Origin of the sequence: Arthrobacter koreensis, assembly GCF_009193255.1 — a bacterium.
GTDB lineage: Bacteria > Actinomycetota > Actinomycetes > Actinomycetales > Micrococcaceae > Arthrobacter_B > Arthrobacter_B koreensis.
On record NZ_WACG01000001.1, the window covers coordinates 947,761 to 972,265 of the forward strand.

The 24,505-nt window shown below is 65.8% G+C and carries 23 protein-coding genes; 17 read left to right on the forward strand and 6 right to left on the reverse strand.

Going from position 1 to position 24,505, the window contains the following annotated elements; all coding sequences use genetic code 11:
- The first annotated feature begins 11 nt into the window (after positions 1-11).
- The 8 genes from phnC (at position 12) to GD628_RS04475 (ending at position 8,523) form a co-directional block, all read left to right on the forward strand.
- Entirely contained in the window at positions 12-836 is an 825-nt protein-coding gene (gene phnC / locus GD628_RS04440) for a phosphonate ABC transporter ATP-binding protein (protein ID WP_152273928.1), read from the forward strand.
- A complete protein-coding gene (phnE, locus tag GD628_RS04445; RefSeq protein ID WP_091601347.1) occupies positions 833-2,530 on the forward strand; it encodes a phosphonate ABC transporter, permease protein PhnE in 1,698 nt (565 codons plus the stop codon). Before phnC ends, phnE begins: the two co-directional genes overlap by 4 nt.
- A gap of 1 nt (position 2,531) precedes the next feature.
- Entirely contained in the window at positions 2,532-3,821 is a 1,290-nt protein-coding gene (locus GD628_RS04450; RefSeq protein WP_152273929.1) for a cytochrome P450, read from the forward strand.
- A 12-nt stretch (positions 3,822-3,833) separates the two neighbouring features.
- Positions 3,834-4,787: a PaaX family transcriptional regulator gene (locus GD628_RS04455; protein WP_152273930.1), complete on the forward strand. Its 954-nt coding sequence runs from the start codon at positions 3,834-3,836 to the stop codon at positions 4,785-4,787.
- Positions 4,788-5,100: 313 nt separating this feature from the next.
- A complete protein-coding gene (locus GD628_RS04460) occupies positions 5,101-6,294 on the forward strand; it encodes a hypothetical protein (protein WP_152273931.1) in 1,194 nt (397 codons plus the stop codon).
- 84 nt (positions 6,295-6,378) lie between these two features.
- Positions 6,379-7,206: an aldo/keto reductase gene (locus GD628_RS04465; RefSeq protein ID WP_091601339.1), complete on the forward strand. Its 828-nt coding sequence runs from the start codon at positions 6,379-6,381 to the stop codon at positions 7,204-7,206.
- Positions 7,207-7,263: 57 nt separating this feature from the next.
- Positions 7,264-7,719: a DoxX family protein gene (locus GD628_RS04470; protein ID WP_152273932.1), complete on the forward strand. Its 456-nt coding sequence runs from the start codon at positions 7,264-7,266 to the stop codon at positions 7,717-7,719.
- A 486-nt stretch (positions 7,720-8,205) separates the two neighbouring features.
- Positions 8,206-8,523 carry a hypothetical protein gene (locus tag GD628_RS04475; protein ID WP_091601335.1) on the forward strand — a complete coding sequence of 106 codons (318 nt, stop codon included), beginning with the start codon at positions 8,206-8,208 and terminating at the stop codon, positions 8,521-8,523.
- Positions 8,524-8,569: 46 nt separating this feature from the next.
- On the opposite strand, the gene GD628_RS04480 is transcribed toward GD628_RS04475, so the two are convergent.
- The 3 genes from GD628_RS04480 to GD628_RS04490 all read right to left on the reverse strand — a co-directional run bounded on the left by GD628_RS04480 (position 8,570) and on the right by GD628_RS04490 (position 14,355).
- Positions 8,570-12,247, reverse strand: coding sequence for a thioester domain-containing protein (locus GD628_RS04480; RefSeq protein WP_152273933.1), 3,678 nt, complete (start codon positions 12,245-12,247; stop codon positions 8,570-8,572).
- 133 nt (positions 12,248-12,380) lie between these two features.
- Positions 12,381-13,025, reverse strand: coding sequence for a response regulator (locus tag GD628_RS04485; protein WP_091601331.1), 645 nt, complete (start codon positions 13,023-13,025; stop codon positions 12,381-12,383).
- Entirely contained in the window at positions 13,018-14,355 is a 1,338-nt protein-coding gene (locus tag GD628_RS04490; RefSeq protein WP_152273934.1) for a sensor histidine kinase, read from the reverse strand. Before GD628_RS04490 ends, GD628_RS04485 begins: the two co-directional genes overlap by 8 nt.
- A 178-nt stretch (positions 14,356-14,533) precedes the next feature.
- Between GD628_RS04490 and GD628_RS04495 the strand changes: the two genes are divergently transcribed.
- Entirely contained in the window at positions 14,534-15,613 is a 1,080-nt protein-coding gene (locus GD628_RS04495) for an ABC transporter permease (RefSeq protein WP_152273935.1), read from the forward strand.
- Positions 15,614-15,653: 40 nt separating this feature from the next.
- Positions 15,654-16,361 carry an ABC transporter ATP-binding protein gene (locus GD628_RS04500; protein ID WP_152273936.1) on the forward strand — a complete coding sequence of 236 codons (708 nt, stop codon included), beginning with the start codon at positions 15,654-15,656 and terminating at the stop codon, positions 16,359-16,361.
- Positions 16,362-16,369: 8 nt separating this feature from the next.
- Here the strand turns inward: GD628_RS04500 and GD628_RS04505 are convergent, their stop codons facing one another.
- Together GD628_RS04505 and GD628_RS04510 are read right to left on the reverse strand one after the other, a co-directional pair.
- Positions 16,370-16,795, reverse strand: a complete 426-nt coding sequence (locus GD628_RS04505; protein ID WP_152273937.1) for a MarR family winged helix-turn-helix transcriptional regulator — start codon at positions 16,793-16,795, stop codon at positions 16,370-16,372.
- Positions 16,792-17,691 (reverse strand): alpha/beta hydrolase family protein, encoded by a 900-nt coding sequence (locus GD628_RS04510; protein ID WP_091601321.1) that lies wholly within the window; start codon positions 17,689-17,691, stop codon positions 16,792-16,794. Before GD628_RS04510 ends, GD628_RS04505 begins: the two co-directional genes overlap by 4 nt.
- A 220-nt stretch (positions 17,692-17,911) precedes the next feature.
- Between GD628_RS04510 and fepB the strand changes: the two genes are divergently transcribed.
- The 5 genes from fepB to GD628_RS04535 all read left to right on the forward strand — a co-directional run bounded on the left by fepB (position 17,912) and on the right by GD628_RS04535 (position 23,162).
- On the forward strand, positions 17,912-18,919 hold the full coding sequence (gene fepB, locus GD628_RS04515) for a Fe2+-enterobactin ABC transporter substrate-binding protein (protein ID WP_226802332.1): 1,008 nt from the start codon (positions 17,912-17,914) through the stop codon (positions 18,917-18,919).
- 23 nt (positions 18,920-18,942) lie between these two features.
- Complete coding sequence (locus tag GD628_RS04520; protein ID WP_091601319.1) at positions 18,943-19,962, forward strand: FecCD family ABC transporter permease; 1,020 nt, start codon at positions 18,943-18,945, stop codon at positions 19,960-19,962.
- A gap of 74 nt (positions 19,963-20,036) precedes the next feature.
- Positions 20,037-21,002 carry a FecCD family ABC transporter permease gene (locus GD628_RS04525; protein WP_152273938.1) on the forward strand — a complete coding sequence of 322 codons (966 nt, stop codon included), beginning with the start codon at positions 20,037-20,039 and terminating at the stop codon, positions 21,000-21,002.
- A gap of 2 nt (positions 21,003-21,004) precedes the next feature.
- A complete protein-coding gene (locus tag GD628_RS04530) occupies positions 21,005-21,826 on the forward strand; it encodes an ABC transporter ATP-binding protein (RefSeq protein WP_226802333.1) in 822 nt (273 codons plus the stop codon).
- Positions 21,816-23,162, forward strand: a complete 1,347-nt coding sequence (locus GD628_RS04535; RefSeq protein WP_193313191.1) for an alpha/beta hydrolase-fold protein — start codon at positions 21,816-21,818, stop codon at positions 23,160-23,162. The genes GD628_RS04530 and GD628_RS04535 overlap by 11 nt, the downstream gene beginning before the upstream one ends.
- A 9-nt stretch (positions 23,163-23,171) precedes the next feature.
- Here GD628_RS04535 and GD628_RS04540 read toward each other — a convergent pair whose 3' ends face one another.
- Entirely contained in the window at positions 23,172-23,426 is a 255-nt protein-coding gene (locus GD628_RS04540) for a hypothetical protein (RefSeq protein WP_091601313.1), read from the reverse strand.
- Between the two features lie 148 nt (positions 23,427-23,574).
- Here GD628_RS04540 and GD628_RS04545 point away from each other — a divergent pair, with 148 nt between their 5' ends.
- Together GD628_RS04545 and GD628_RS04550 are read left to right on the forward strand one after the other, a co-directional pair.
- Positions 23,575-24,072, forward strand: a complete 498-nt coding sequence (locus GD628_RS04545) for a MarR family winged helix-turn-helix transcriptional regulator (protein ID WP_091601311.1) — start codon at positions 23,575-23,577, stop codon at positions 24,070-24,072.
- Between the two features lie 90 nt (positions 24,073-24,162).
- Positions 24,163-24,411, forward strand: coding sequence for a hypothetical protein (locus GD628_RS04550; RefSeq protein WP_091601309.1), 249 nt, complete (start codon positions 24,163-24,165; stop codon positions 24,409-24,411).
- Positions 24,412-24,505 lie beyond the last annotated feature (94 nt).

The following is a 24,505-nucleotide window of genomic DNA, read 5'->3' on the forward strand; positions in this document are numbered from 1 at the left end:
AGGAGCCAAGCATGACCACCCCGGAACGAATTCAAGACCCAGACACGTCCAGCGCTGGGGCGCCTACCCCTTCAGCAATCGCGTCCAGCCTCGTCCTGCAGAATCTGGGAATCAGTTTCGGTTCCAAGCAGGTTCTCCGGGACGTGAACCTGGACGTGCAGCCAGGGCAGTTTGTGGCCCTGGTTGGTCCGTCCGGTGCCGGTAAATCCACCCTTCTTCGCCTCGTTAACGGCAGTCACCGCCCCACGAACGGGACGGTATCGGTCCTGGGCGTGAACCCGTCGACCTGCGGACGCAGGAACCTGCAGCGGCTGCGGACCCGGGTGGGCTTCGTCTTTCAGCAGTTCGGCCTGGTTGGACGGCTTAGCGCCATGGAAAACGTGTTGATGGGGACCCTCGGATCGCTAAGGATGCCTCGTTACGGGATCTCCACCTACCCGAAGACCCTCCGTGAAAAAGCGGTAGCCAATCTGGAACGTGTTGGATTGTTGGACCAGCGTTTTCAACGCTGTGACACCCTCTCGGGCGGACAACAGCAGCGCGTTGCGATCGCACGGACCCTGATGCAGGACGCCGAGATAGTCCTGGCTGACGAACCCGTTGCATCACTAGATCCCAGCGCGAGTCTTGCCGTGCTGAACACCTTGAAGCGGCTCAGTGCCGAGGACGGGTTTACGGTTATCTGTTCCCTTCACCAGGTTGATCTGGCCCTGCAGGTCTCAGACAGGGTTGTGGCGGTCCGGAACGGTTCGCTCATCCTGGATACACGCACCTCAGATACCTCGGAGGAGGCACTCCGGGCCATCTACGAAGAAGCAAAGGGCACCCGCTCATGAGCGGCACAACCAGACAAATCGTCGAAGACCCACGGACTCCCCGGCCGGGATCCCGCGAGCCACGGGATGGACAACGCCCCGCTGCGCCACGCACCAGCCCGCCAGGTTCCAAGCGGCCCCGCGTTTCCGCAGCAACCCTGGGCATCCCGCTTGCCTACCTGGCAGTTACGGTTTTCGGCGTGTGGTGGATCGACATCCGCCCGGCCGCCGTAGCAGCCGGTTTCGGAGACATCGCACGGCTGCTGGAACGAATGGTGCCGCCGACCACTGGACCGGTATCCGATTTGCTGACGCTGGCGCTGGAAACCCTGTGGATCGCCATTGCCGGCACCGGCCTGGCCACCATCGCGTCAGTGTTCCTGGCCGCGGCAGCGTCCCGGCACTTCACCGGACCGAAGCTGGTCCGCTGGCTGGCCCAGGGCATTATCATCGTGACCCGGGCAGTTCCTTCGCTGATCTTCGCCATCCTCTTCGTGCGGATTTTCGGTCTTGGCCCCCTTGCCGGCGGACTCGCGATTGCCGTTCACTCCATCGGCATGATCGGCAAAATGATGGCTGACGTGTTCGAGGAACAGTCCCCTTCCCCACGCGAGGCCATCGCCTCGGTGGGAGCGAGCAGGCTGCAGAACTTCGTGTCCACCACCTTGACCCGGGCCCTGCCAGCCGTGACCTCGCTGGTTATCTACCGGCTGGATATCAATGTCCGCGCCTCCGCCGTTCTTGGCCTGGTGGGTGCAGGAGGCATCGGAGTAGCCCTGCAAACGGCAATCGGATCCCTCAACTACCGCCGTGCCGCCGGAATCATCCTGGTTATTGTTGCACTGCTGCTCATCCTCGAGCTCGTTGCGTACCTCGTGCAGCGTGCCGTCGCAGAACACGCCGATGAACACACCCAGTCGCAGCTCCATGTGGCCGGTTCCACCCCTGCTGCCCCGGGCTGGAACCGGTCAAGAGTGCTGCGTTCCGCTGCTGCCGTATCGGCTGTGATCCTTTTCCTCTACTCGCTGAGTCAGCTGTCCCTCAACCTGTCCCGCCTCGGCCAGGCTTGGAACAACGCCCTGGCGCTCCTCTCCGGATTCGTACCCCCGGTATTCACTGAGGAAATTCTGCTGGGAATTTTCGAAAGCGTCATCATGGCCTTCACGGCCACCTTCTTCGGCGTCCTCGTCGGCCTCGTCATAGCGGTACTGTCCACCCGCCATCTGGTCCGCTTCGAGCCGCTTTCATTGGCACTTCGAGGCATCGTGGTCTTTATGAGGGGCATCCCGGACATCGTCTACGCCCTCATTTTCGTGGCAGCTCTCGGCTTGGGCCCGTTTGCGGGCTTCCTGGCGTTGTCCATCTCCTGCACTGCGCTGGCATCTAAGTTCTTTACGGACTCACTCCAGAACATCGACCCTGCCCCGCTCCGAGCACTGGAAGCCACCGGAGCCGGACGCATCCAGGTCTTCGTCAGCGGTGTCTGGCCACAGTTTGTGCCCAGCTTCATCGGGAACAGCCTGTTCACCTCTGACCTGGCGCTACGTGAGTCGGCGGTACTGGGCATCGTTGGAGCAGGCGGAATTGGATTCCTCCTGGATGAATCAGTAGCCACACTCCACTATCAGCAAACGGCAGGCATTCTCATCGGCTTGATTGTTGTTGTGGTGGCGCTCGAATCCGTAGCCCGATGGGCACGCAGAAAGGTGATTTGAAATGGGCCAGTGCCCGTACACCCATAGCGGGGAGAGACCGGCAGACGCGAAGGACACGCGTGCATCCCGCCGCTCTGAATGGTCTCCTTCGCTGGAAGAGACTTTCGGCAGTGCCCACCGCGACTACGCCGAGCTGCGCCGGGTCAATCCCTATCCGTGGAGCGCAGATTTTGGCGGTTTCTGGGCTGCCACGACGTACGAGGACATTGCCCGCATCACGCAGGATGACGATCTGTTCATCACCTCTGTGCAGAACGTTGTTCCCCACGTACCGCGTTCCTCCCGCCGTCCACCGCTGCACTTCGATCCGCCGGAGCACACAGCCTATCGGGAGGCTATAGACCCTGTGCTTCGGCGGGCCATCGTCCGCTCCCACGAGGCAGCGTTCCGTGAAAGCGCTGCGGAACTGGTGCGGGAGCTCCTCGGGAGAGAGGATGCCGACGGCGTCCGCGACTTCGCGGCACCCTTCGTCATGGATTGCTTCGCGTCCTTCCTCGGTGTCCCATCCGAGCTGACCCGGCACATTAGGGATATCGGTGTGCGCTACTCCTTTGCCATCCAGGACATGGATGAGGCGGTTATAGGGGAATGCAGCACGGAGCTCTACCGGATAGCTGAGGAGGTGTACCGGGACCGGCTCGCTGCGGGTGCCGACTCGGCGCATGACCTCGTCTCCAGCCTGCACGAGGCTGCGGTCAACCCGGAGAACCACATCACCGAGCAGACCGCCATTGCTACAATCCGGCAGATGATCGTGGCGGGCATGGGAGCCCCCCAGGCGGTGCTGGGGAGCTGCCTGGTGCATCTGGCTCAAGACCAGGATCTGCAGGAGCACCTGAGGATGAATCCCGGGGATCTGCCGGCCGCAATTGAGGAATTCCTGCGGCTGCACGCGCCTTACCGGGTTTTTGCGAGAACCGCGAAACGGGACACCGTGGTGCACGGCCGGGAGGTTCGGGAAGGAGAACCAATTGCGCTCCTGTTCCCGTCGGGAAACCGGGACGAAGCCGTGTTCCCCGATCCGGACACGTTTGTCCTGCGCCGTCCCAATAATTCGCACCTGGCCTTCGGCAGGGGCGCGCACAAGTGCCCGGCTGCCACGTTGGGCAGACTGGAACTGCTCGTAGCCCTTGAAGTGCTGTTGGAAAACACCGACCGCTTTGAGCTCTCAGGAGGCGTTGTCATGATGAACTGGCTCGAATACGGCCCCCGCACTGTTCCCCTCCGCCTCGCGGGAAGGTCTTCGAAGGGCGGCTTCCGTACTGCCAGTCCCCGCAAGTCGGCCCAATGACAGAATCGACCCATGCCCACTCTCCCGCGGTTCCAGAACGGCGCACGCCCCCAGCAGTTGCTGACCGTACTCCTGGGCGATTATTGGCATGCGCGCAGCGAGCCGATTCCCTCCGCCGCCTTGGTGGACTTGCTCCAGGTCTTCGAAGTCACTCCCAGCGGAGCACGCGCCGCAATTCAAAGACTGGCGCAGAGGGGCTTCCTCGTTGGGACAAAGGAAGGCAGGCAGACTTCCTATTCGGTTTCCCCCATGAGCCGGGAGCGCATCAACCGGCACGTCCAATCACTCTTTATGAGCCACCTGCCTCAGGAGTGGGACGGTTCCTGGACCTTGGTGGGATACTCCCTGCCGGAGGATGCGAAAGGTACCCGAAGGGTTCTCCGGGACCAGCTCAGGCAGCTGGGGTTTGGCAATCTTTACGACGCACTGTGGGTGCGGCCAGGAAACCATTCGGACGCAGTGGCAGGCCTGCAGGCCAGTCTTGGAGCGCTCCTGGGGACGAATCAGCTGACGGTGTTCACCGGAGCCCGCCTGCCGGAATCAGCGGGGATGGAGGCTGTCCGGTCCGCTTTTGGGCTCGACGCACTGGCCGACGGATATTCGGAATTCATCCACAGATGGGAGCCGGCGACCTCAACCCTCATGGACGGAACAGACGCCGTCCGTCAACGCGATCCCGACTCCGGGACGCGGACAGGGGACGCAGTCCTCCGGCTGCGGACGTCGATCATGGCCGATTGGCGGACCCTGCGGCGGCAAGATCCCCGCCTGCCGCACGAACTCCTTGGCCGAAATTTCCCCATGCACCGCGCCGTAGCCGTTTGCTCAGCCCTCTATGACAGCCTGGGCCCGGCAGCCGAATCAGGATTTCGCAGGATCCTGCGCGCACACGACGAGTCATTGGCCGAGTTGGCCACGCACCACACCTTCGCGGCCTCGGCCTCGCTGCTTCGTTCCCAGGATTGAACAGAGCCCGCGCCGCTCCTGCTACAGCCATGTACCTCCGTCTGGCGCGAGGACGCGCCATGGAAGGAACTTCATGCCACATTCAAGTTCACGATTCCGGATTACTGCCCAGGCCAGACTGACTGTCTTGGCCGCCGTCGCCGCGGCCAGTTTCGCCGTGCCCCAGGGTCCTGTGCCATCAGCCCATGCCGCACCGGGTGTAGGACAACCCGCTCTCACCGTCGCCGAGCTGCGTCCTGCAGAGCTGCGCGGTTCCCTGCCCGGCGGCGGGCGGTATGTCCTGCAAAGGCCTACAAACTGGAACGGATCAGTCTTGGTTTGGAACCCGGGTTACGGCGGATCCCCTGAAGCCGCCTCGGCACCCAATCCAACACTCCAGGGTTGGTTGCTGTCGAAGGGGTACGCGCTCGCCGGGAGCACGGCGGCGGAAGGAGGATGGGGAGTCAAAGGACTGATCGGAAACCAGCCGGCGCTCCTCGAGCTGATCCGGTCCGAGCTCGGCGAACCGGACTCCGTCATAGCGTGGGGTTCTTCCATGGGCGGGCTGACTGCGGTGGCAAATATGGAAGCCCACCGGCAGCTGTTCGATGCAGCGCTGCCCCTGTGCGGCTCCGTTGCCGGCGCCGTCCCTATGTTGAACGGGAGTCTTGACGGCGCCTTCGTCCTGAAGATGCTCCTGGCGCCCGGTGACGAGCGTCTGGAACTCGTGGACGTCAGGCACGAACCAACCCGCCAGGCGGCCTTCCGCGAAGTCTTGGACGAGGCGCAGGCGACCCCTGCCGGGCGGGCCCGGATTGCCTTGGCAGCATCAGTCGCCCAACTTCCGGTCTGGACCCAGCGGGGAATGCCAGCTCCTTCACCCCGGGACTATGCGGCCCAGCAGCAACAGCTGTACGCAGCTCTCATGTTTGGCGTGATTTCTCCCCGGCAACCCTTGGAAGAGCGAGCCGGCGGGAACTTCTCGTGGAATACAGGAGTCGATTACGCCAGGTCCCTGGCCCAGTCAGGCCAGTCCCAAATGGTCCGTTCGCTCTACGCAGAGGCTGGGCTCTCCCTGACGGAGGATCTCCGGGTGGTCGGCTCGGCGGAGCGCATTTCCGCCGATCCCGCCGCCGTGGCATACATGCAGGCCAATGCCACCCCGGCCGGAGATATAGATGGGCCAGTGCTCTCCCTCCACGAGACCGGAGACACCGCTCCCACAGTGGCCCAGGCGGGGACTTACGCCGAACATGTGCGTCAGAATGGGGACAACCCCCTGCTTCGGGAGGCTTTCGTGGACAGGCCCGGGCACTGTAATTTTGCGGACGCTGAAGTTGCTGCCATGGTGACAACGCTGCAGGAAAGGCTGGACACTGGCCGTTGGGCCAACCTGGCCACCCCTGGAGTCCTCAACCGCTTGGCTGACAGGATCTCTTCTGCGGACGGCCTGGGCCGCGGCGGCTCCTTCGCGTCATTCCAGCCTCCCAAAATGCTGCGCCCGGAACGGTCTCCGGGCAACTGGTAGTAGCTCGCTGTCCATCTCAGGGCGTTGCAGCTGCGGTGGGGACGGCTAAGCTCGCAGGAAGGAATCCGACCTGCAAGGAGCGTCATGAGCACCGTCCCCACCGTCACCCTCCGCAACGGACTCGAGCTGCCCGCCCTTGGAATGGGCACGTGGCCGATGGACAACGCGCAGGCGGCCGACGCCGTTGCCGCCGCAGTAGAGGCCGGTTACCGGCTGTTCGACACAGCGGAGAATTACGGCAACGAGGCCGGAGTGGGCGAAGGCATCCGGCGCAGCGGCATCGCACGCAGCGACGTTGTCATCACCACCAAGTTCAACAAGCAGTGGCACAGCCGCGACGGCGTCCGCCGCGCCTTTGACGCGTCCGCCCGGAGGCTCGGTACCGAATACATTGACCTGCTCCTGGTGCACTGGCCCAACCCGGACCAGGACCGGTACGTGGAAGCCGTCCTAGGCCTGGCGGGCCTGCTGGAGGAGGGCCTGATCCGCGGGATCGGCGTCTCCAACTTCAAGCCCGCCCACCTGCAGCGCCTTGCTGAAGCAGGCGTCATCCCGGACCTGAACCAGATCCAGGTGGATCCCCGGCACGTTCGGGAAGCCTCCCGCCAGGCAAACAACAGGCTGGGCATCGTCACGGAGTCGTGGAGCCCGCTCGGACGGGACGGCGGGTTGCTCGAGGACACCGTAGTCACCGCACTTGCTGCAAAATACGGAAAGAAACCCGGGCAGATCGTACTGCGCTGGCACGTCCAGCAGGGCCTGGTTCCCATCCCGAAGGCCTCGTCGCCGGCGCATCTCGCGGAAAACCTGGCGGTCTTCGATTTCGCTTTGGAAGAAACAGAAATCGCGGATCTGTCCGCCCTGGACACCGGGGAAGCCGGAATTCTGGACTCGGACAGCTTCGGTCACTGATCCCTGCCGCCTGCCGCCTCGCTTTCCGGCGGCAGGCGGATGCGTTAGCGTCAGGGCATGTCCCGCAGCCCGCTGATCCGCTCCCTGACCGCCCGCGCTCCCCGGTCCAGCCGCCCGCGCCGGGCCGCCGCCGTCGTCCTGGGCCTGTTCCTGGCCTTCGCCGGTACCAGCCATCTGACCTTCGCCCGGGACGAGTTCCAGGCCCAGGTCCCCGGATGGGTTCCCCTGGACAAGGACCAGGTGGTGCTGCTCTCCGGTATCGCGGAAATCGGGCTGGGGTCCGCGCTGGCCCTGCTGCCCAGCCGAAGAGTCCCGGTGGGTCTGGCTGCGGCCGCTTTCTTCGTCGCGATTTTCCCGGGCAATATCTCCCAGTACGTGACGCGGACGGACGGCTTTGGGCTGGATACTGACCAGTTGCGGTTCATCCGCCTGTTCTTCCAGCCCCTGCTGGTCATCTGGGCCCTCTGGTCCACCGGGGCCTGGCAGGCGCTGCGCAACCTCCGCCGGCACTGACGGCGGCGTAACCCGGCGCACAGCACGCCGTGGCCAACACCACGGCACTATATCAGCGGATTGTGAGCCGCGTTATGCAAGTGCCGGTTGCCGGGCCCCTAGGCTTAATGGAGGCACAGCGGCGCGGGCACTCCGGCCTGCGTGCTGGTCCCCTCCCCGTTCTGGAAAGGAGGACATACCTATGTTCCAGACCCGGACAAGCCAACGGACTTCACACCGGACAACCGCCCTCCTCGCAGGGATTGCGGTAGCCTCGGCCCTCGTGGCCGGAGGAGTTTCCGCCGTAGAAATGAGCTTCGATACCGCTCCCGCGCTCTCCAGCACCGCAGCATCCGCTGCCGTTGAGGCGCAGGTTTAGAGCCGTTCCGGAAAAAGCCGGAAAAGGGCCGCAGGCAATTGCCTGCGGCCCTTTTTGCTGTTCCGGAGCAGTGGCAGAATGTCCCGCAGAACGGCAGCATCCACGCACCATCCCCAGGAGCTGATCGCATGGCCGCCTCCCAGCGGGCACCCCACGGACCGGACTACGGCAACGTCCCCGTCATCGCCTCCGGAGTCATCGCCGGATTCGTGGCAGTTACGACGGCGGTGGTTTCCACGGGCGGCGCGGAGAACGAACTGCGCTGGCAGCTGGGGCTGGCTGCCGGGTGCATCACGTTCATCGTGTGCCTGCTGACCTTCCTGCTGATGATCATTGCGGGCAAACCGAACCCGGACTCGATGGGACACGGCTCGGGCGTCAACCGCAGGTTCGGAGCGGTTCCGCGCTCCGAGGACAAAGAGCCGGAGAATCCCGGACGGGATTAAAAAGACTGGGCGGCCGGTTTCCCGGCCGCCCAGTCTCTTCTGCGGGTTAGCTCCTGCTTCCCCGGCGGCGCTTGGCTGCTGCTACTCCTGCTCCGCCCGCGGCGATCAGTCCGGCACCGAGGGCCAGGAAGCCGCCTGCGAACTCAGCACCGGTGGACGGCAGTCGCTTCTTGCCCGGCCGGTCCGGTGTGGGACGCGGTGCCGGCTGCGTTGCGGTGTAGGTGTTGACGACGCGCAGCTCGGATGCCCCGGCGGCGGTGATGCCAACCGGTTCGGGGAGGACCGTGCTGACTTCCAGTCCGCTGCTCACGCCCGTTGCCGTCTCCGTCACTTCGCACTCAGTGCCCTGAGCCAGCCCGCCGAACGTGGACATCACCTCGCCGGTGGCCCCGGCCGGAACGGTCACCGTTTCATCCAGTACCGTTTCCTCGGCCAGGATGCAGACCACGTTCAGCACCACTTCTCCCTGATGCCCCGCGGCCGCACCGGCAATCTGCTTAGTGACGACGAGGGTTCCGGGATTGAAGGTGTAGGTGTTCGTCACCGTTGCTTCGCTGACCGTGGCCGCGGCTATGGTCACCGGTTCCGGCAGGATCGTCGTCACGGCGACGGCGTCCGTCGCGCCGCTGCCGGGTTCGGCGACCGCACACTCGGTACCCACGGGAAGGTCTTCGAACTCCTGTGTTTCGGTACCGGTGGTTCCGGCGGGGATCGTCACCGTCTCATCCAGCACGGTCTCGCCGTCCAAGGTGCACACGATGCCCAGGACAATGTCCTCCTGCGCGCCGGCTGCTTCGCCATCGATCACCTTGCTGACGCTGAGCGAACCGGGATTGAAGGTGTACGTGTTGGTGACTGCGGCTTCAACCCCGGCACCGGCCGCGATGGTTACCGGGTCCGGCAGCACGGTGCTGACGCCAACCGTTTCCGTTGCGCCGTCCTGCGTCTCGGTGACGGTGCATTCGGTGCCTACCGCCAGGTCCTCATACTGGGTCGATTCAGTGCCGGTGGAACCTGCCGGGATGGTGAACGATTCGTCGAGGACGGTTTCGCCGTCCAGGGTGCAGACCGTTTGCAGGACAATGTCGTCCTGGTTCCCGGCCGCTTCACCGTCGATGACCTTGCTCACGGAGATTGATCCGGGAGCGAAGGTATAGGTGTTCGTGACGGTGGCCTCGACGTCACCTCCGGCAGGAACGGTGAACGGATCCGGAAGATCCGTCTCCACCAGGATGGCCGGGGTGCTGCCGTCCTCCAGTTCCGTTACCGAGCAGGATGCCCCCGCCGGCACGTTCAGGAAGCGGCCGAAGACCGGGGAAGCCGCCTGCGGCGGGCCCTGGAAGGTCTCCTCCAGGACGGTCGCCCCGTTCAGCGTGCAGGTGACCTCAACCAGGACAGCTTCCTGGCTGCCGGCAGCCGGACCATCGAAATTCTTATAGACCGTGATCATGCCGGGTTTCTGCGTGTAGGTGTTGGTGACCGCGGCAGTTGCCGTGCCTCCCGCCGGGATGGTCGCGGTGTCCGGCAGGTCGACGACGACGGCGATCTCGTCAGTCTCGCCGGTGGCCGACTCCGTCACTGCGCACGCGCTGCCGGCCGGGATGTCCGTGAATGTCTGCGATTGCGGTGCGGTAGTCCCCGCCGGAATCGTGACCGAAGTGCTGAAGGTCGTGACGTCGTCGAGCCGGCAGAGGATGTCTATCTGTACCTCACCCTGCTGTCCCGCCGCTGCTCCGGCGATGGCCTTGGAGACAGTCAATGAGCCCGGGTTCACCGTGTAGGTGTTGGTGACGGTGATTTCCACACCGTCCTCCGCAGGAATGGTGACCGTACCCGTAGCCGGTTCAAACACTGTCTCGACGCCAATCTCGGTGCTGGACCCGTTGGCCGTTTCAGTGACGGTGCAGCTCGTGCCGGCGAGCAGGCCGGTGTATTCCACCGGATCGATCTCGGTTGCTCCCGCCGGGATGGTGATCGTTTCGTTGAGGGTAGAGGCGCCGGTGCAGACGACGTTCAGCGTCACGGGGCCCTGCTGGCCCGCGGCTGCGCCCTCGATCAGCTTCCGGACTCCCAGGACACCGGTCCTGAAGGTGTAGGTGTTGGTGACGGCGGCTTGGACACTGCCGGCGGCGGGAACGGTGTACGTGCCCGTACCTGTGGTCTCCACAGCGATGCTGGTGGTTTCTCCGCTGCTGGTTTCCGTGACCACGCAGCTGGTGTTAGCGGGCAGGTTTCCGTACTCGGTGGGGGTGACCTCCGTGGCGTTGGCCGGGATGGTGATGGTGTCATTGACCACCTGCGTTTCGCCTGAGGTGCAGACCACCGTGAGAACTACCTCGCCCTGGGCGCCGGCAGCTTCACCGGCGATGGTCTTGCCCACGGAGAGCGTTCCGGGTACGAAGGTGTAGGTGTCCGTGACGGTGGCCGTCGCGGTGGTCCCTGCCGTGATGGCCACCGGGTCCGGCAGGACGGTGCTCACCGCTACGGTAGCCGTGGCTCCGTTGGTGGGCTCGGTGATGGTGCAGGTGGATCCCACCGGAATCTCGTTGAAGGTCTCGCTGACGGATCCCGTGGTCCCCGCATCGATGTTGAACGTGAACTGGTAGCCCTCGCCGCAGTCGATGCTGATGGCTACGGCTCCCTGGCTGCCGGCTGCCGCACCGTCGATCGTCTTGGTCACGGCGAGGGAACCAACTTCGAAGAACTCCGCCTGCGCGGTGGCGTTGGAGGTCAGCGTCCGGGTGGCGGCGAGGATCAGCTTCTGGGCGGTGGTGGTTCCTGACGTGGCGCCGTCGTACAGGTACACGTTTCCTGTCGGAACCGATACCGCCGCCTGCGCCAGGATGGTGGCCGGCCCCGTGTCTCCGGCATCGCTTCTCACCCATACCTGGGTCCCGGACTCAACCGGGTTGGTGATGGGCACGGTGCCGGCTGCGTCGGCATAGAGAGTGAACCCGTCGGACACGCTGACGTTAATCTCGGCGCCTTCCTGCGCCTGCACGGTGTAGGGACCGGCCACGCCGTTCACCGAGGCCTCTGCCGTGGCAGGAGTGACGGAGATATCCGGTGCCGGAGGTTCGGTCTGGGGGCCGGCGGCGATGGTCGCGTTCACGATTCCGGCCACGGCCGAGTAAATCGGGGAACCGGGCCTCACCACGTAGCCGTCGGTAAAGAACCAGATGGCTGCCTGCACTGCCGCCGCCCGCTGGTTGTTGTTGAGCCCCGCTGGCAGGTTGGAGGACGGGTAGTAGGTATTCAGGATCCGCTCCACGTACCCGATATTGGGGACATTGGCCTCGGACCAGGTGCCGTTGACGTAGCCGATGCCCACGCGGGTAGAAGTGCGCAGGTCGATGCAGTACATCTGGGCGGTGGTGGTGCCCTGGGCGTCCTGGGTCTCGATGATTCCCGCGAAGTCAACATTCTCTGTTTCGTAGCCGGCGGGAATGGACGTGGGATAGGAATCGATGGGCCAGGTGGTGCCGGCCGGCGGCAGCGCCCCGTTGACGGCCTGCCCAAATCCCAGGGACGTGATGACGATGTCCGTCTCTTCGGAGGTGCCCACCGGATCGTTCCGGACTGGTTCGCCTATGCGCGCCTGGACCGGCCCGGCGAAGGGGAGCAGCAGCAGGAATGACAGCACCAGGACGGCGATGCCCCTGAGCCTTCGGTGCAGCGTGCGGCGTGTGGTTCCACGGCGGGCAGGAGACTGCTCAGTGTTCATGGTTCCCCTCGGGTGCGAGTAATGAGGTGGAAACGTTCCCGGGGTGACATTGGGACCCCTGTTTCCTACCCTGGCCGCCGAGACTAATCCCGCGCTCAACCCGCCACCAGAGGGGCGGCCTAATATCCGGCCGCTAGGAGCGGATAATCCTCTGCTCCCGCGCCACGGCAATGGCGGCGGTGCGGTTATCCACACCGAGCTTTTCGTAAATGTGGACCAGATGGGTCTTGACCGTGGCTTCACTGATGAACAGCCGACGGGAAATGGCGCGGTTGGACATACCGGTGGCGAGGAGCTCGACCAGCTCGATCTCACGGGCACTCAGCGAAGGTGCCGGGTTGCGCATCCGCCCCATCAGCCTCGCAGCGACTTCAGGTGCCAGGGCGGTCTGTCCGGCCGCAGCTGACCGGGCCGCATCACGGATGCTGCTTGGCGGAGCGTCCTTGAGCATGTAGCCGCTGGCACCTGCTTCCACTGCGGCGAGGATATCGGCGTCCGTGTCGTACGTAGTCAGGACCAGCACCGGCAGATTCGGGTACTGCTCCTTGATTCGCCGGGTCGCCGTGACCCCGTCCATGCCCGGTGCCATCTGGAGGTCCATGAGCACCAGGTCGATTGTTCCGCCTACCGCAAACTCACGTTCAAGGATCCGCAGCGCCTCATCGCCGTTGGCCGCTTCCTCGGCGACGGACACGTCCTCGAACCCGGAGAACATGGCGCGCAGGCCGGCCCGCACTACGGGGTGGTCATCCACCAGCAGTACCCGCAGTTCAGCCACGGCTTTCCTTTCCTGTGCCTTGAGCGGATGCCTGTGGCCCGGGTGCAGCCCCGGCCTGCTGCGGTTCGGGAAGCGGAAGCCGGATTCCCACTGCCGTCCCTTCCCCCGGAGCTGATTCAACGTCCAGGCTGCCCCCCAGCGCTGCAATCCGGTCCGCGATGGAGATCAGCCCATAGCCGGTGCCGTCCCGGCGCGGACCTGATCGGGCACGTTCAGCGTCCGCATCGAATCCCCGCCCGTCGTCGAAAATATCCAGCGTGATATCCCCGCCAAGGAAGGCCAGCGTGACCACTGCCCGGCTGGCGTCCGCATGCTGGAGGACGTTGGCAAGCGTAGCCTGCACCGCCCGCAGCACAGCAACTTCGTAGGGTGCCGGCATTGGTACGGGGTCACCTTCCAGCCGGAAACTGCAGGCCAGCTGCCGGCCCTGCGCGGCGGCACGTTCCTGCACCGACTGGCAGGCCCGGGCCAGGCGTTCCGACAGGGAGCCGCGGGCATCCTCCGGTTCGCGCAGGTCCCGGACGAAACGCCGGGCTTCGGACAGGTTCTCCGCAGCGGTGTCCTCGACCGTGTCCAGCCTGCCCCGCACGGTTTCGAGGTTCCCGCTGTCCAGCGCTCCGCGGGCAGAGCGGCTCATCAGCACGATGCTGGCCAGTCCCTGGGCCAGGGTGTCGTGGATTTCACGGGCCAGGCGCTCACGTTCCTCCAGCACGCCCTGTTCGCGCTGGCTGCGCGCCAGTTCTGCACGGGTGCGGCGCAGTTCGTCCAGGGCTTCTCCCTGGCTGGTGACCTCCGCATACAGGGCCTGGTAGGCGAGCGCCATAATGACGGCGAATGCCGCTCCGATCAGCGGCCCCAGCAGCATCGCCGCGTGGAACTCCTGAGCGTGCGCCCACTGCGCGGCAACGACGGCGGCAGTGGTCACCGCAACGGTGAGGAGGGCCGGACGCAGGGGCAGCAAATGCAGCTGCAGGAAGAACAGCGGAAAGGCCAGCCAGGAAAAGTCCGGGCTGAGGAGCAGAAGCAGGGCCCAGAGACCGGTGACCACCCCCAGCCAGGCCAAGCCGTGCCGCTCCGGATCGAAACGCAGCCCCCGGCGTCGCCGCACGCCGTCGGACGCGCGCTTTTCGGCGACCGTGCCCACCACATACACGGCAGCCAGCACGGCAGAAAGCAGCAGGGCTGCTGCGGAATTCCAGGACAGCGGAGCCATCAGGAGCATCCGTCCCACTGCAACAGCCAGCAGAAGGGCAAACCCGACGTGCAGGGCCAGGCGCAGCACACGCAGGACCCGCTCGCCGGCCCGCGGCCGGCCCAACTCAGCGGACATACCGCCAGCCTAGCCACCGGGCCGCAGCACCGCATCAACCGAATGGTTGACCGCCCGCTGCACCCTTTGATGCGCCCGGACCGTACGGTCCACCGATGCCGGGCAGCCTCCCCGCCGGAACAGTTGAAGCAGGGGGAATCCCGAGAAAACCGGTCTACACGATCAAAGGAAAATCCACATGTACCTGGCCCTGCGAGAAATGCGCTTCGCGAAAGGCCGTTTCGCCCTGATGGGAACGGTCGTTGCGCTCATCAGCTTCCTGCTCGTGATGCTCTCCGGCCTCACGGCCGGCCTGTCCAACCAGTCCACCTCCAGCATCAAGCTCCTCCCGGCTGACGAGGTGGTCTTCGGCGCGCCTGCGGGCACCGACCCCAAAGCCTCCTTCACCGAATCCTCGGTCACCCCCGAGCAGCTGCAGGCGTGGCAGGACGCGCCCGGGGTGAGCAGTGCCGAGCCGCTGGGCATCACCCAGGGACGCATCCAGGCCGGAGGCACGGCTTCCGCGGCGATCTTCGGAGTGAACCCCGGCGCCGGCACCGCGCCGGAGGGCGTTTCTCCGGGGAAAGCCGTGGTCAGCCAGCAATTTGCCGATGACCTGGGGCTGAAGCCCGGCTCGGAGGCGTCCGTCAACGGCCAGCCGTTCACCGTTGCCTCCGTGGTGGAAGACCAGTGGTACAGCCACACCCCTGTCGTCTGGATCTCGCTCTCTGACTGGAAGGACGCGGCCCACACCGAACCGGATGTTGCCGGTACGGTCCTGGCCGTGGACTACGACGGCGGCACGCGGGACGGTGCCGCGATGGACGCTGCGAACAGCGCCGCCGGAACCACCAGCCTGGAACGCTCGGACAGCCTGACGGCGCTGCCCGCCTACAGCTCCGAGAACGGATCCCTGCTCATGATGCAGGCCTTCCTGTACGGCATTTCCGCGCTGGTGATCGTGGCTTTCCTCACCGTCTGGACACTGCAGCGCACCCGGGACATTGCAGTGCTGCGGGCCCTGGGCGCAACCCGTTCCTACGTGCTGCGGGACGCACTGGTCCAGGCCGCCGTCATCCTCGCCGCCGGGGCGGCAGCCGGGGGCCTGCTCGGAACCGCTGCGGGTGCCGTGGCCGCCACGGCTGCACCCTTCGCCGCCACCGCCGCCACCACGGTGCTGCCCGTTGCCGGCGTCTTCCTCCTTGGCCTGGCCGGCGCAGCGCTCGCCGTCCGCCGCGTCACCAAGGTAGACCCCCTCCTGGCCCTGGGCGGGAACTGATCCCCCGTGCACTCCACCAGCTACAGACAGGAACACTCCCATGAACAACACCACCACGGCCCTGGTCCTGAAGGACGTCACCCTCGAATACCCGGACGGGCAGAACAACACCGTCCGGGCACTGGACATCGTCAGCCTGTCCGCCGTCCGCGGCACCGTCACCGGACTGGCGGGACCCTCCGGTTCCGGCAAGTCAAGCCTGCTGGCGGTCGCGGCAACCCTGATCCCGCCTACATCCGGAACTGTGGAGGTCAACGGGTCCGACGTCGGCGGGCTGGATGACACCGGCCGGGCCCGGCTGCGGCGGGAGGAAATTGGGATCGTCTTCCAGCAGCCGAACCTGCTGCCCTCCCTCACCGCCGTTGAACAGCTCGTTGCCGTGGCGCACCTGCGGGGCGAATCCACCGGCCCGGCTGCGGAGCGAGCTGCGGAGCTGCTTGGCATCGTGGGGCTGGGCGGGCAGGCGAGCCAGCGCCCGCACCAGCTCTCCGGCGGCCAGCGGCAGCGCGTGAACATCGCCCGGGCCCTGATGGGGAACCCGTCACTGCTCCTGGTGGACGAACCCACCGCTGCCCTGGACCATGAGCGCTCCGCCTCGATCATGAAGCTGCTCCGCGAGGTCACGGAGGAATTCAAGGTGGCCACCATCCTGGTGACACACGACGTCGAGTTCCTTCCCCTGGCTGACGTGGTGGTGCGGATGCGGGACGGCGTGCTGACCCACCCGGCTCCGGTGGACACTCCCTAGTTACCCCGTTATCCCACGGACCGCGAAACGTGCCGCAGCCAGCGGCTCACGGTCTCCAGTTCCTCCTCGGTGAATCCGTTGGTGATGAGGTTGTTGAGGTCTGTGATTGCCGCCCGGACATCATCAAGGGCGTCCTCACCGGCTTCGGCGAGGTTCACCCGAATGGTCCGGCGGTCCTCCGGATCAGGTTCCCGGTGGATCAGCCCGGCCTGCTCCATCCGTGCGAGCAGGCCGGAGGTACCGGCAGCGGAGCCGTGCAGCGCGGCTGCCACCTCGCCGGTGGTGGTTCCGGGCGCGGCCGCGACGTGGAAGAGAACGCCGGCGGCCGGAGCGCTGATTCCGCGGCTGCGTCCCCGGCGGCTGATCCACCGTGCCAGCCGCCGTTCGGCTTCCAGCGTGAGGAAGACCAGCCGGGGAGGTTTGCCGGATTTCATGGCCCGGTGATCCCCGCGCGCTCTGCCAGCCAGCCGGCGGCGTCCGGCCACAGCACGGCCCCGGGACCACGGCGGAAGTACCCCATATGCCCGATTGCCGGCACACCGGCGTCGGACGTCGCGTAGGTCCGGGTCTGGACCTGCGCGTTGACCAGCTGGCGGGCAATCACGCCGATCTGCGCGGGCGTCGCCCAGGGGTCGTCATCCAGGCCCACGCACAGCACGCTGGTCCGCACGCGTGCCGTCCGCTCCCGGGCATGCATGGTGGGGTCGTCGAAGAAGTACCCGGGGGTCCTGGACCATTTGCTCCACTCCAGCATCGCAGCCGCGGGCATGTCCTCCCCGAGCCCCATCCGGCGCCCGGGAACGTAGCCCAGCACCCGTGCCGAGCCGGGACCCAGTACCCGCAGGATCAGTTCCACCCGTGCCCGCTCCGCCCGGTCCGGAATTGAACGGGTCACTCCGGCGTGGGAAGCCACGGTCATAAACCCGAGCAGCCCTTCTCCTCCGTTGTCCAGTGCGAGTGCATGGCCGCCCAGGCTGTGCCCGACGGCGACGTGAGGCAGGTCCGGATACCGTGCGCGCAGCCACGCCGCGGCTGCCGGAACGTCCACGTCCATCCAGTCCCGCATCCGCAGCCGCCGGTTCTCCCGGGCGCTGCCGGAGGATCCGGTTCCGCGGTAGTCGTAGGTCAGGACGGCGAAACCCCGGGTGGCCAGATACTCGGCAAAACCGCTGTACAGCCGCTGCGGAACAGCGGTGGCCGGATGGATGGCAACGGCGGCCTGAGGGTCCCCGTCCGGCGGCAGCCGCAGGATCCCGCTCAAACTGTCCTTGGTCCGCACGCCAATGCTGACGTGCTCTGAAGGCGCCCCCGGCAGCCCAATATTTCGCATGCGAAATACCATAGGCCCAACTCTCTGACTGCACCAGAGCCTCCTCACTGGCTTCGGAACCGTTGCGATAAATGACCTTGTCAGGGCATTAGCGAACAGTAACGTTGCGTAATTCGCGTGAAGTTAGGCTAGGCTAACACTGCTGCGGAATGAGTCCGCATACACCACCTTCATACGCCCCACGATCCCGCAGTGGCGGCGAGCATCCTAGGAGTACCCCTTGCGCTACCCCCTGCCCAAAAAGGCCCTGGCACTCTCTGCCACAGCCGTCCTGGCACTCACCCTCGGAGCCTGCAGCAGTGACGCTGCCGAGTCCGGACCCACCGCCAGCAGCTCATCCTCCGCGGAATGGCCGCGCACCATCACGCACGAAGCCGGCGATACGGTTATCGACGCCCAGCCGGAGACCATCGTTTCCACCTCGCTGTCCGTCACGGGCACCCTGCTGGCCATCGACGCTCCGGTCACCGCGACGTCCGTGAGCAAGGCGCGCAGCGGCACCGCGGATGAAAACGGCTTCTTCTCGCAGTGGGCTGATACCGCCCTCGAACGCGGAGTGGAGCCGCTCTACACCATTGGCGAACTGGATCTGGAAGCCGTGATCGCCGAAGATCCGGACCTGATTGTGGTGTCCACCTCCGGCGCGGACTCAGTGCTGGACCAGTACGACGCCCTGAGCGACATCGCGCCGACCATCGTAGTCAACTACGGGGACCAGACCTGGCAGGACCTGGCCGTGGAACTGGGTGAAGCCACCGGGCTGGAGGACAAGGCGGCGTCTGTGGTTGAGGACTTCAACTCTTCGCTTGCTGAAACCGCCGACGCGCTGAACATCGAGCAGGGCACGACGGCGTCGATCGTCAGCTATAACGCCGGTGACGTCTCCCCTGTAGGCAAGGGGACCGGCCCGCACGCCCAGCTGCTCGGCGCACTGGGCTTCACCGTCGCGGAACCGGATGAGCAGTACGACACCTCGGCCCAGAAGCGCGAGGATTTCGCCTTCACCTCGTACGAGGGCCTCTCTGCCTCCGTGACCGGGGACTACGCCTTCCTGATCAGCTCCACAGAGGACACCGTGGCAGCGTTCACCGCGGACCCGACGCTCGCAAACCTGCCCTCCGTCCAGGCAGGCCAGGTCTACTCAATGGGTCCGGAGTCCTTCCGCCTTGACTACTTCAGCGCCAGCGACATCGTGGAGTGGTTCAAGGACTCCTTCCCGGCCAAGTAGCCGCACCAGAACGAAATCATTCCGTGTTCCAAACACCACGAAAGCAGCACCGGCAGGCAAGTGTCTGGGTCCTTGGCCTGACCCTGCTGGTGCTGCTGGCGTTTGCCAGTTTCGCCTCCGGCTCCCGCACCATCGCCCTCAGTGACACCTGGACAGCCCTGACCGACTTTGACCCTTCCCGGGATTCCCACCTGCTCGTGCGCCAGCTGCGGCTGCCACGCACGTTCCTGGCCATCACGGTCGGCGCGGCCCTCGGCCTGGCCGGCGCGCTGATGCAGGCGCTAACCCGCAACCCCCTCGCCGAACCCGGCCTGCTCGGCGTCAACGCCGGCGCTGCCTTCGCGGTAGCCATCGGCCTGGGGTTCTTCGCTATGCGTTCCCCCTACGAGTACATGTGGCTGGGCTTCGCCGGTGCGGCGGCTTCCTCCGTGCTGGTTTACCTGCTGGGACGGGCGCACGACGCCGGGACCAATCCCGTTCGGCTGGTGCTGGCCGGTGCAGGGCTCTCCGTCATGCTGGGTGCCGGCACCAAGATCATCCTCATCGGCGGACCGGACGAGACCATCACTGCCTATGCCGCCTGGGCCTCCGGCTCCCTTCAGGGCCGAGGATACGACGTGCTCCCCTGGGTCCTCGGAGCTTGCCTGGCAGCCATGCTGGCATCCCTGCCGCTCTCCCAAAGCCTGGATTCAATGTCACTGGGCACTGACCTCGGCCGGACCCTGGGCGTGCGGATCCGCCGAACCTGGGTCCTTGGTGCCTTGTCCATCCTTGTACTGGCAGGCGCGGCCACTGCCGCAGCCGGCCCCATCGCGTTCCTGGGCCTGGCGGCACCGCATGTGGCAAGGCTGATCACCGGGCCCAACCACCGGCGGCTGCTGCCGCTGTCCATGCTCTTCGGGGCCCTGCTGCTGCTGTTCGCCGATGTTGCCGGCCGCCTGGTGGCCGCACCCGCTGAGATCGGTGCCGGAGTCATGAGCGCGCTGGTTGGTGCCCCCTTCTTTATCGCCCTCGCCCGGCGGCGAAAGCTGGCAAAGCTGTGATCCGCTCCGATCCCTCCCGAACTCGCACACTCTCACTGGGCCCCTTACGCCTGCGCTACCGCCGCCGGACACTGGTGACCGGCGCAATACTGGCAGCTGCCGCCGTCGTCCTGGGCCTTGCCGGCATGCAGACCGGGACCATCTCGCTGGCCTTCGGCGACGTGCTGGGTGCACTATTTGGCCAAGGCGAGAACCGCAGTATCAAAGTCATCCAGAAGATCAGGCTGCCGCGCACACTCACCGCCCTGGGCGTCGGTGCATGCCTTGGTGCAGCCGGCGCCACGTTCCAGTCCATCTCCCGCAACGCGCTCGGCTCACCGGACATCATCGGCTTCACCACCGGTGCGGCCACCGGAGCGGTGGCCCAGATCATCCTGTTCGACGCCGGCCCCGGCGCCACTGCACTCGCAGCGGTTGCGGGCGGCCTGCTTGCCGCCGGCATCGTTTACCTGCTCTCGCTCAGCGGCGGCGTGACCGGGGGCTACCGGCTCGTCCTGATCGGTATCGGCGTGGGAGCCATGCTCACCGCTGTCAACACCATCCTGCTGGCAAAGGGAGACTCGGACCTCGCTGCCGAGGCGCATCTGTGGCTTTCCGGATCCCTGGCGGCGCGCAACTGGGGACACACGGTGCCGGTACTGGCCGCCGTCGTACTTCTGCTGCCGGTGCTGCTTGCGCTGTCCCGGAACCTGAACCAGATGGAAATGGGCGACGACGCCGCGCAGGCGCTGGGGATCCGCACCGAGCGGACGCGGATCCTGGCCATGACCGCAGCCGTGGGACTCACTGCCGTGGCCACGGCAGCCGCAGGACCGATCGTCTTTGTTGCCCTTGCGGCTCCGCAGCTGGCCTTCCGGCTGACCCGCTCCGAGGGCGTCCACATAGGTACCGGCGCCCTGATGGGCGCGGTGCTGGTGGCCGGCTCGGACCTGCTCTCCCAGCGCCTGCCAATCCAGGCCGCGGTGCCGATCGGCCTGATGACCGGGCTGGTGGGCGGCGTGTACCTGCTCTGGCTCCTGACCCGCAGCAAGCAGGTGTAACCATGACCAGCAAGGAGAATCCCATGGAAGACGTCCTTTCCGGCCGAGACCTGACCATCGGTTACGACGGCCGGACCGTCTCCGAGCACCTGGATGTGGTGATTCCGCCGGGCTCATTCACGGCCATCATTGGCCCGAATGCCTGCGGCAAGTCCACCCTGTTGCGCGCCCTTTCACGCTTGCTGAAACCCCAGGCAGGCCAGGTGTTCCTGCAGGGAAAGGACATCGGGTCCTACCCCACCCGGGAGGCAGCCAGGCGGCTCGCGCTCCTGCCGCAGAGTTCGACGGCTCCGGACGGGATCACCGTAGCGGACCTGGTGGCGAGGGGACGCTTCCCGCACCAGTCGTTGCTGCGCCAGTGGTCCGAGGAGGACCAGAGCGCGGTCAGCGCTGCCCTGCAGGCGACCGGAGTGCAGGACCTGGCGGACCGGACGGTAGGCGAACTTTCAGGCGGGCAACGACAGCGCGTGTGGCTGGCCCTTGTACTGGCGCAGGACACCCCGGTGCTGCTGCTGGACGAACCGACAACCTTCCTGGACATATCGCATCAGCTGGAAGTCCTGCGCCTGTGCCGCACCCTGCACCGGACGGGCAGGTACACGCTGGTGACCGTGCTGCATGAACTGGGACTGGCGTTTCGGTTCGCGGACCACGTGATTGCCATGAAGGACGGGCGGATCGTGGCGCAGGGGGCGCCGGCGCAGATCGCGACTCCGGAGCTCATGAAGGAGATCTACGGAATTGATGTCCTCGTCATTACGGACCCTGCCACCGGTGGTCCGATGGTCGTACCCCTGGAACCCGAGTACAGCGATGCGCGCTGAGACACCGGGGGCTGCACCGGCGTTCCCGCCACCTCGCGAGCCTGTCCCCCAGCCACCGGCCGCCATCCATGTCCTGCCCGGGCATTTCCGCGCATACTGGGACTCACTGTCCGGACCTGAACGCGTGCAGCTGCTGACCGGACGCGACGCCTGGGAAACCCCGCTCATTGAGGACGCGCCCGAAGCAGGACCGGATTACCGTGCCGTGACCTTCCTTTGCCTGGACCCGGAGGCATCCGCCGTGATCCTCTCCGCGAACGCCATGGTTCACCCGGACACCCTCGGATCCTGTGAGTTCGAAGCCCTGCCGGAAGGACTGTGGGCACTGACCTGGATCATGCCGGCTTCATGGGAGGCCAGCTACCGGATCACCGTACATAAAGGGCCCGGTACACCGCCCTGGCGTACGGCTGTGGACCGCCGCGGCGTCCGCCTGGCAGCAGACGCCGGAGGAACGGATCCCCGCAACCCGGCGCGGTCCACCGGCATGTCGGGAGCGGCGACGTCGGTGGCCCGGCTGCCTGCGGCGCCCCCATCCCCGTGGCTCGCAGCCCCGGTTCCCGCTGGAGCGGACGGGTCCAGCATTATGGGCGTGGCGCTCCGCCTAAACGGACTGGCTCCGGCCGGAGCCGCGGCAGGAACCGGAACTGCTGCCGCGCACCACGTCCACGGTGCCCCCAGGCTGGAATTGCGCCACGTCCGTGACCGGCACACCGGCAGGTCACGCAGGGTTTGGCTGTACCGTCCGCGCCAGCCCCAGTCGGGCCCGGCTCCGCTGCTGGTCCTGCACGATGGCCAGGTGTGGGCGCAATACCAAAACCTCGCCGCCACCCTGGATGCAGCCATCGCTGACGGCACGCTGCCGCCGCTGTACGTAGCGATGGTGGACTCGGTGGACGCAGCAACGCGGGCACGGGAGCTACCCGGACCGACCGGCACCGTGGATTTCACTGCCTGCGACCTCATTCCGGAGCTGCGGCGCTCGCTGCCGCTGTCACCGGACCCCCAAAGGACCATCATCTCAGGGGCCAGTTACGGTGGCCTGGCTGCCTTGTGGCACGTGGCCCGATACCCGGAAACGTCCGCCGTCGCCCTGGCGCAGTCGCCGTCGCTGTGGAGGTACAACCTGCAGGAGCCGCTGCTGTCAGTCCCCGGCCGGATTCTGGTCCGGGTGCAGGCCGGAGTGTACGAGCCGAGTATCCATGTCCCGGCGCAGGCGCTTCACCACACGCTGGCTGCTGCCGGGGTGGACACCGGATTCCGTTCGATTACCGGCGGCCACGACTGGGCATGGTGGCATCCATGGCTCATCCGGGGACTGGCAGGAATCCTCTAGCGGTGGCGGCTACTCCCCGTCGTCCGGGAACTCCTCCCCCGCGTTCCGGGGGTAGTCGTCCTCTCCGTCGGCGGCGGAGCCATCACGCTCCTGGTCCAGGCGGTCCGCTTCAGACCCTCCCGGCAGGAGGGGATCGCCGTGTGGTCGGACGGGATCGTCAGCGCCGCCGTCTTCTTCCGGTTCGGGAACGGCAGGCAGCTGCTGTTCCAAGGTGTCTTCCTCAGTGCGGGAAGGAATTGCCGGTTCCTCAAAGGGCGTGGCCATAGCCGATTCTCCTCTGCAGCACGTGCGTGCCTTCGCCACAGGCGCGGGCATCGCGGGACGGGGTTAAAACCCTAGGCCATAAAACTCAATGAATCACCAATCCGAGTAAGTAGCCTGGCTAGTATTCCGTTCGGCTAGACTTGTGCGCATGCCTGAACACGCCAATCCCACAGGGGCCGGATACTGGTACGCCCAGTCCCCTGCAACCGCAGGCGGCGTGGACGTCCTCAATGCGCTCCGCGCGTACCGAGCCGCTGAAGCCGCCATGCGCCGCCGCACCCGCGATTCAATGCGCATGAACGAAACGGACCTGCTGGCCATCCGCTACGTCATGCAGGCCCGCCAGGCCGGCAAATCCATTGGGCCCAAGGACCTGTCCCGCGTCCTGAACATCTCCACAGCGTCCACCACAGCCCTGATCGACCGCCTGCAGAAGGGCGGATATCTGACCAGGCGGCCGCACCCTACGGACCGGCGGGCCCTGGAGATCATCCCCACCGAAAACGCTGACCTCGAAGTCCGCGACACGCTCGGTGCAATGCACCGCAAAATGCTGGACACCGCCGAGGCGCTGACCCCTCAAGAGGCAGGAACCATCACCCGGTTCCTGCAGGAGATGACCCGGGTTCTCGACGCCGACGGGTAGTATGGTTGTCCAAACTTTACTTAGCAGGAGCCTTAGTTTATAAATAGTCTGTCTAGCTAGTTGCTAGCCTACCTATCGAAGGGTGCAGTCATGACGGTTATCAATTCCCAGCAGGTCCCCGCTTTCCCCGCCACGGATGATGAATCCCTTTCCTCCCTCGCCATGGCTGCCTCGAATCTCGAAGCCCAGCAGTGGGCCGTGGACCGCGCAGAGCAGGTCCTCACCGAACTGGTGCAGAGCGCGGTGAACGAGGGGCTGGAGACTGGCAGCATCGCCGCAGTAGCCGGACTGACTCCGGAGGAAATCGAAAAGATCTCGGCCGAAGGCACCGTAGCCTAGGCCTCCTTAACCCCGCCGCCGCGCTTCTCGCCGCAGGCTGCAACGTGTCACATATCTACTCTTAGCCCGAGCGCCCCAACCTCGCGCTAACGTG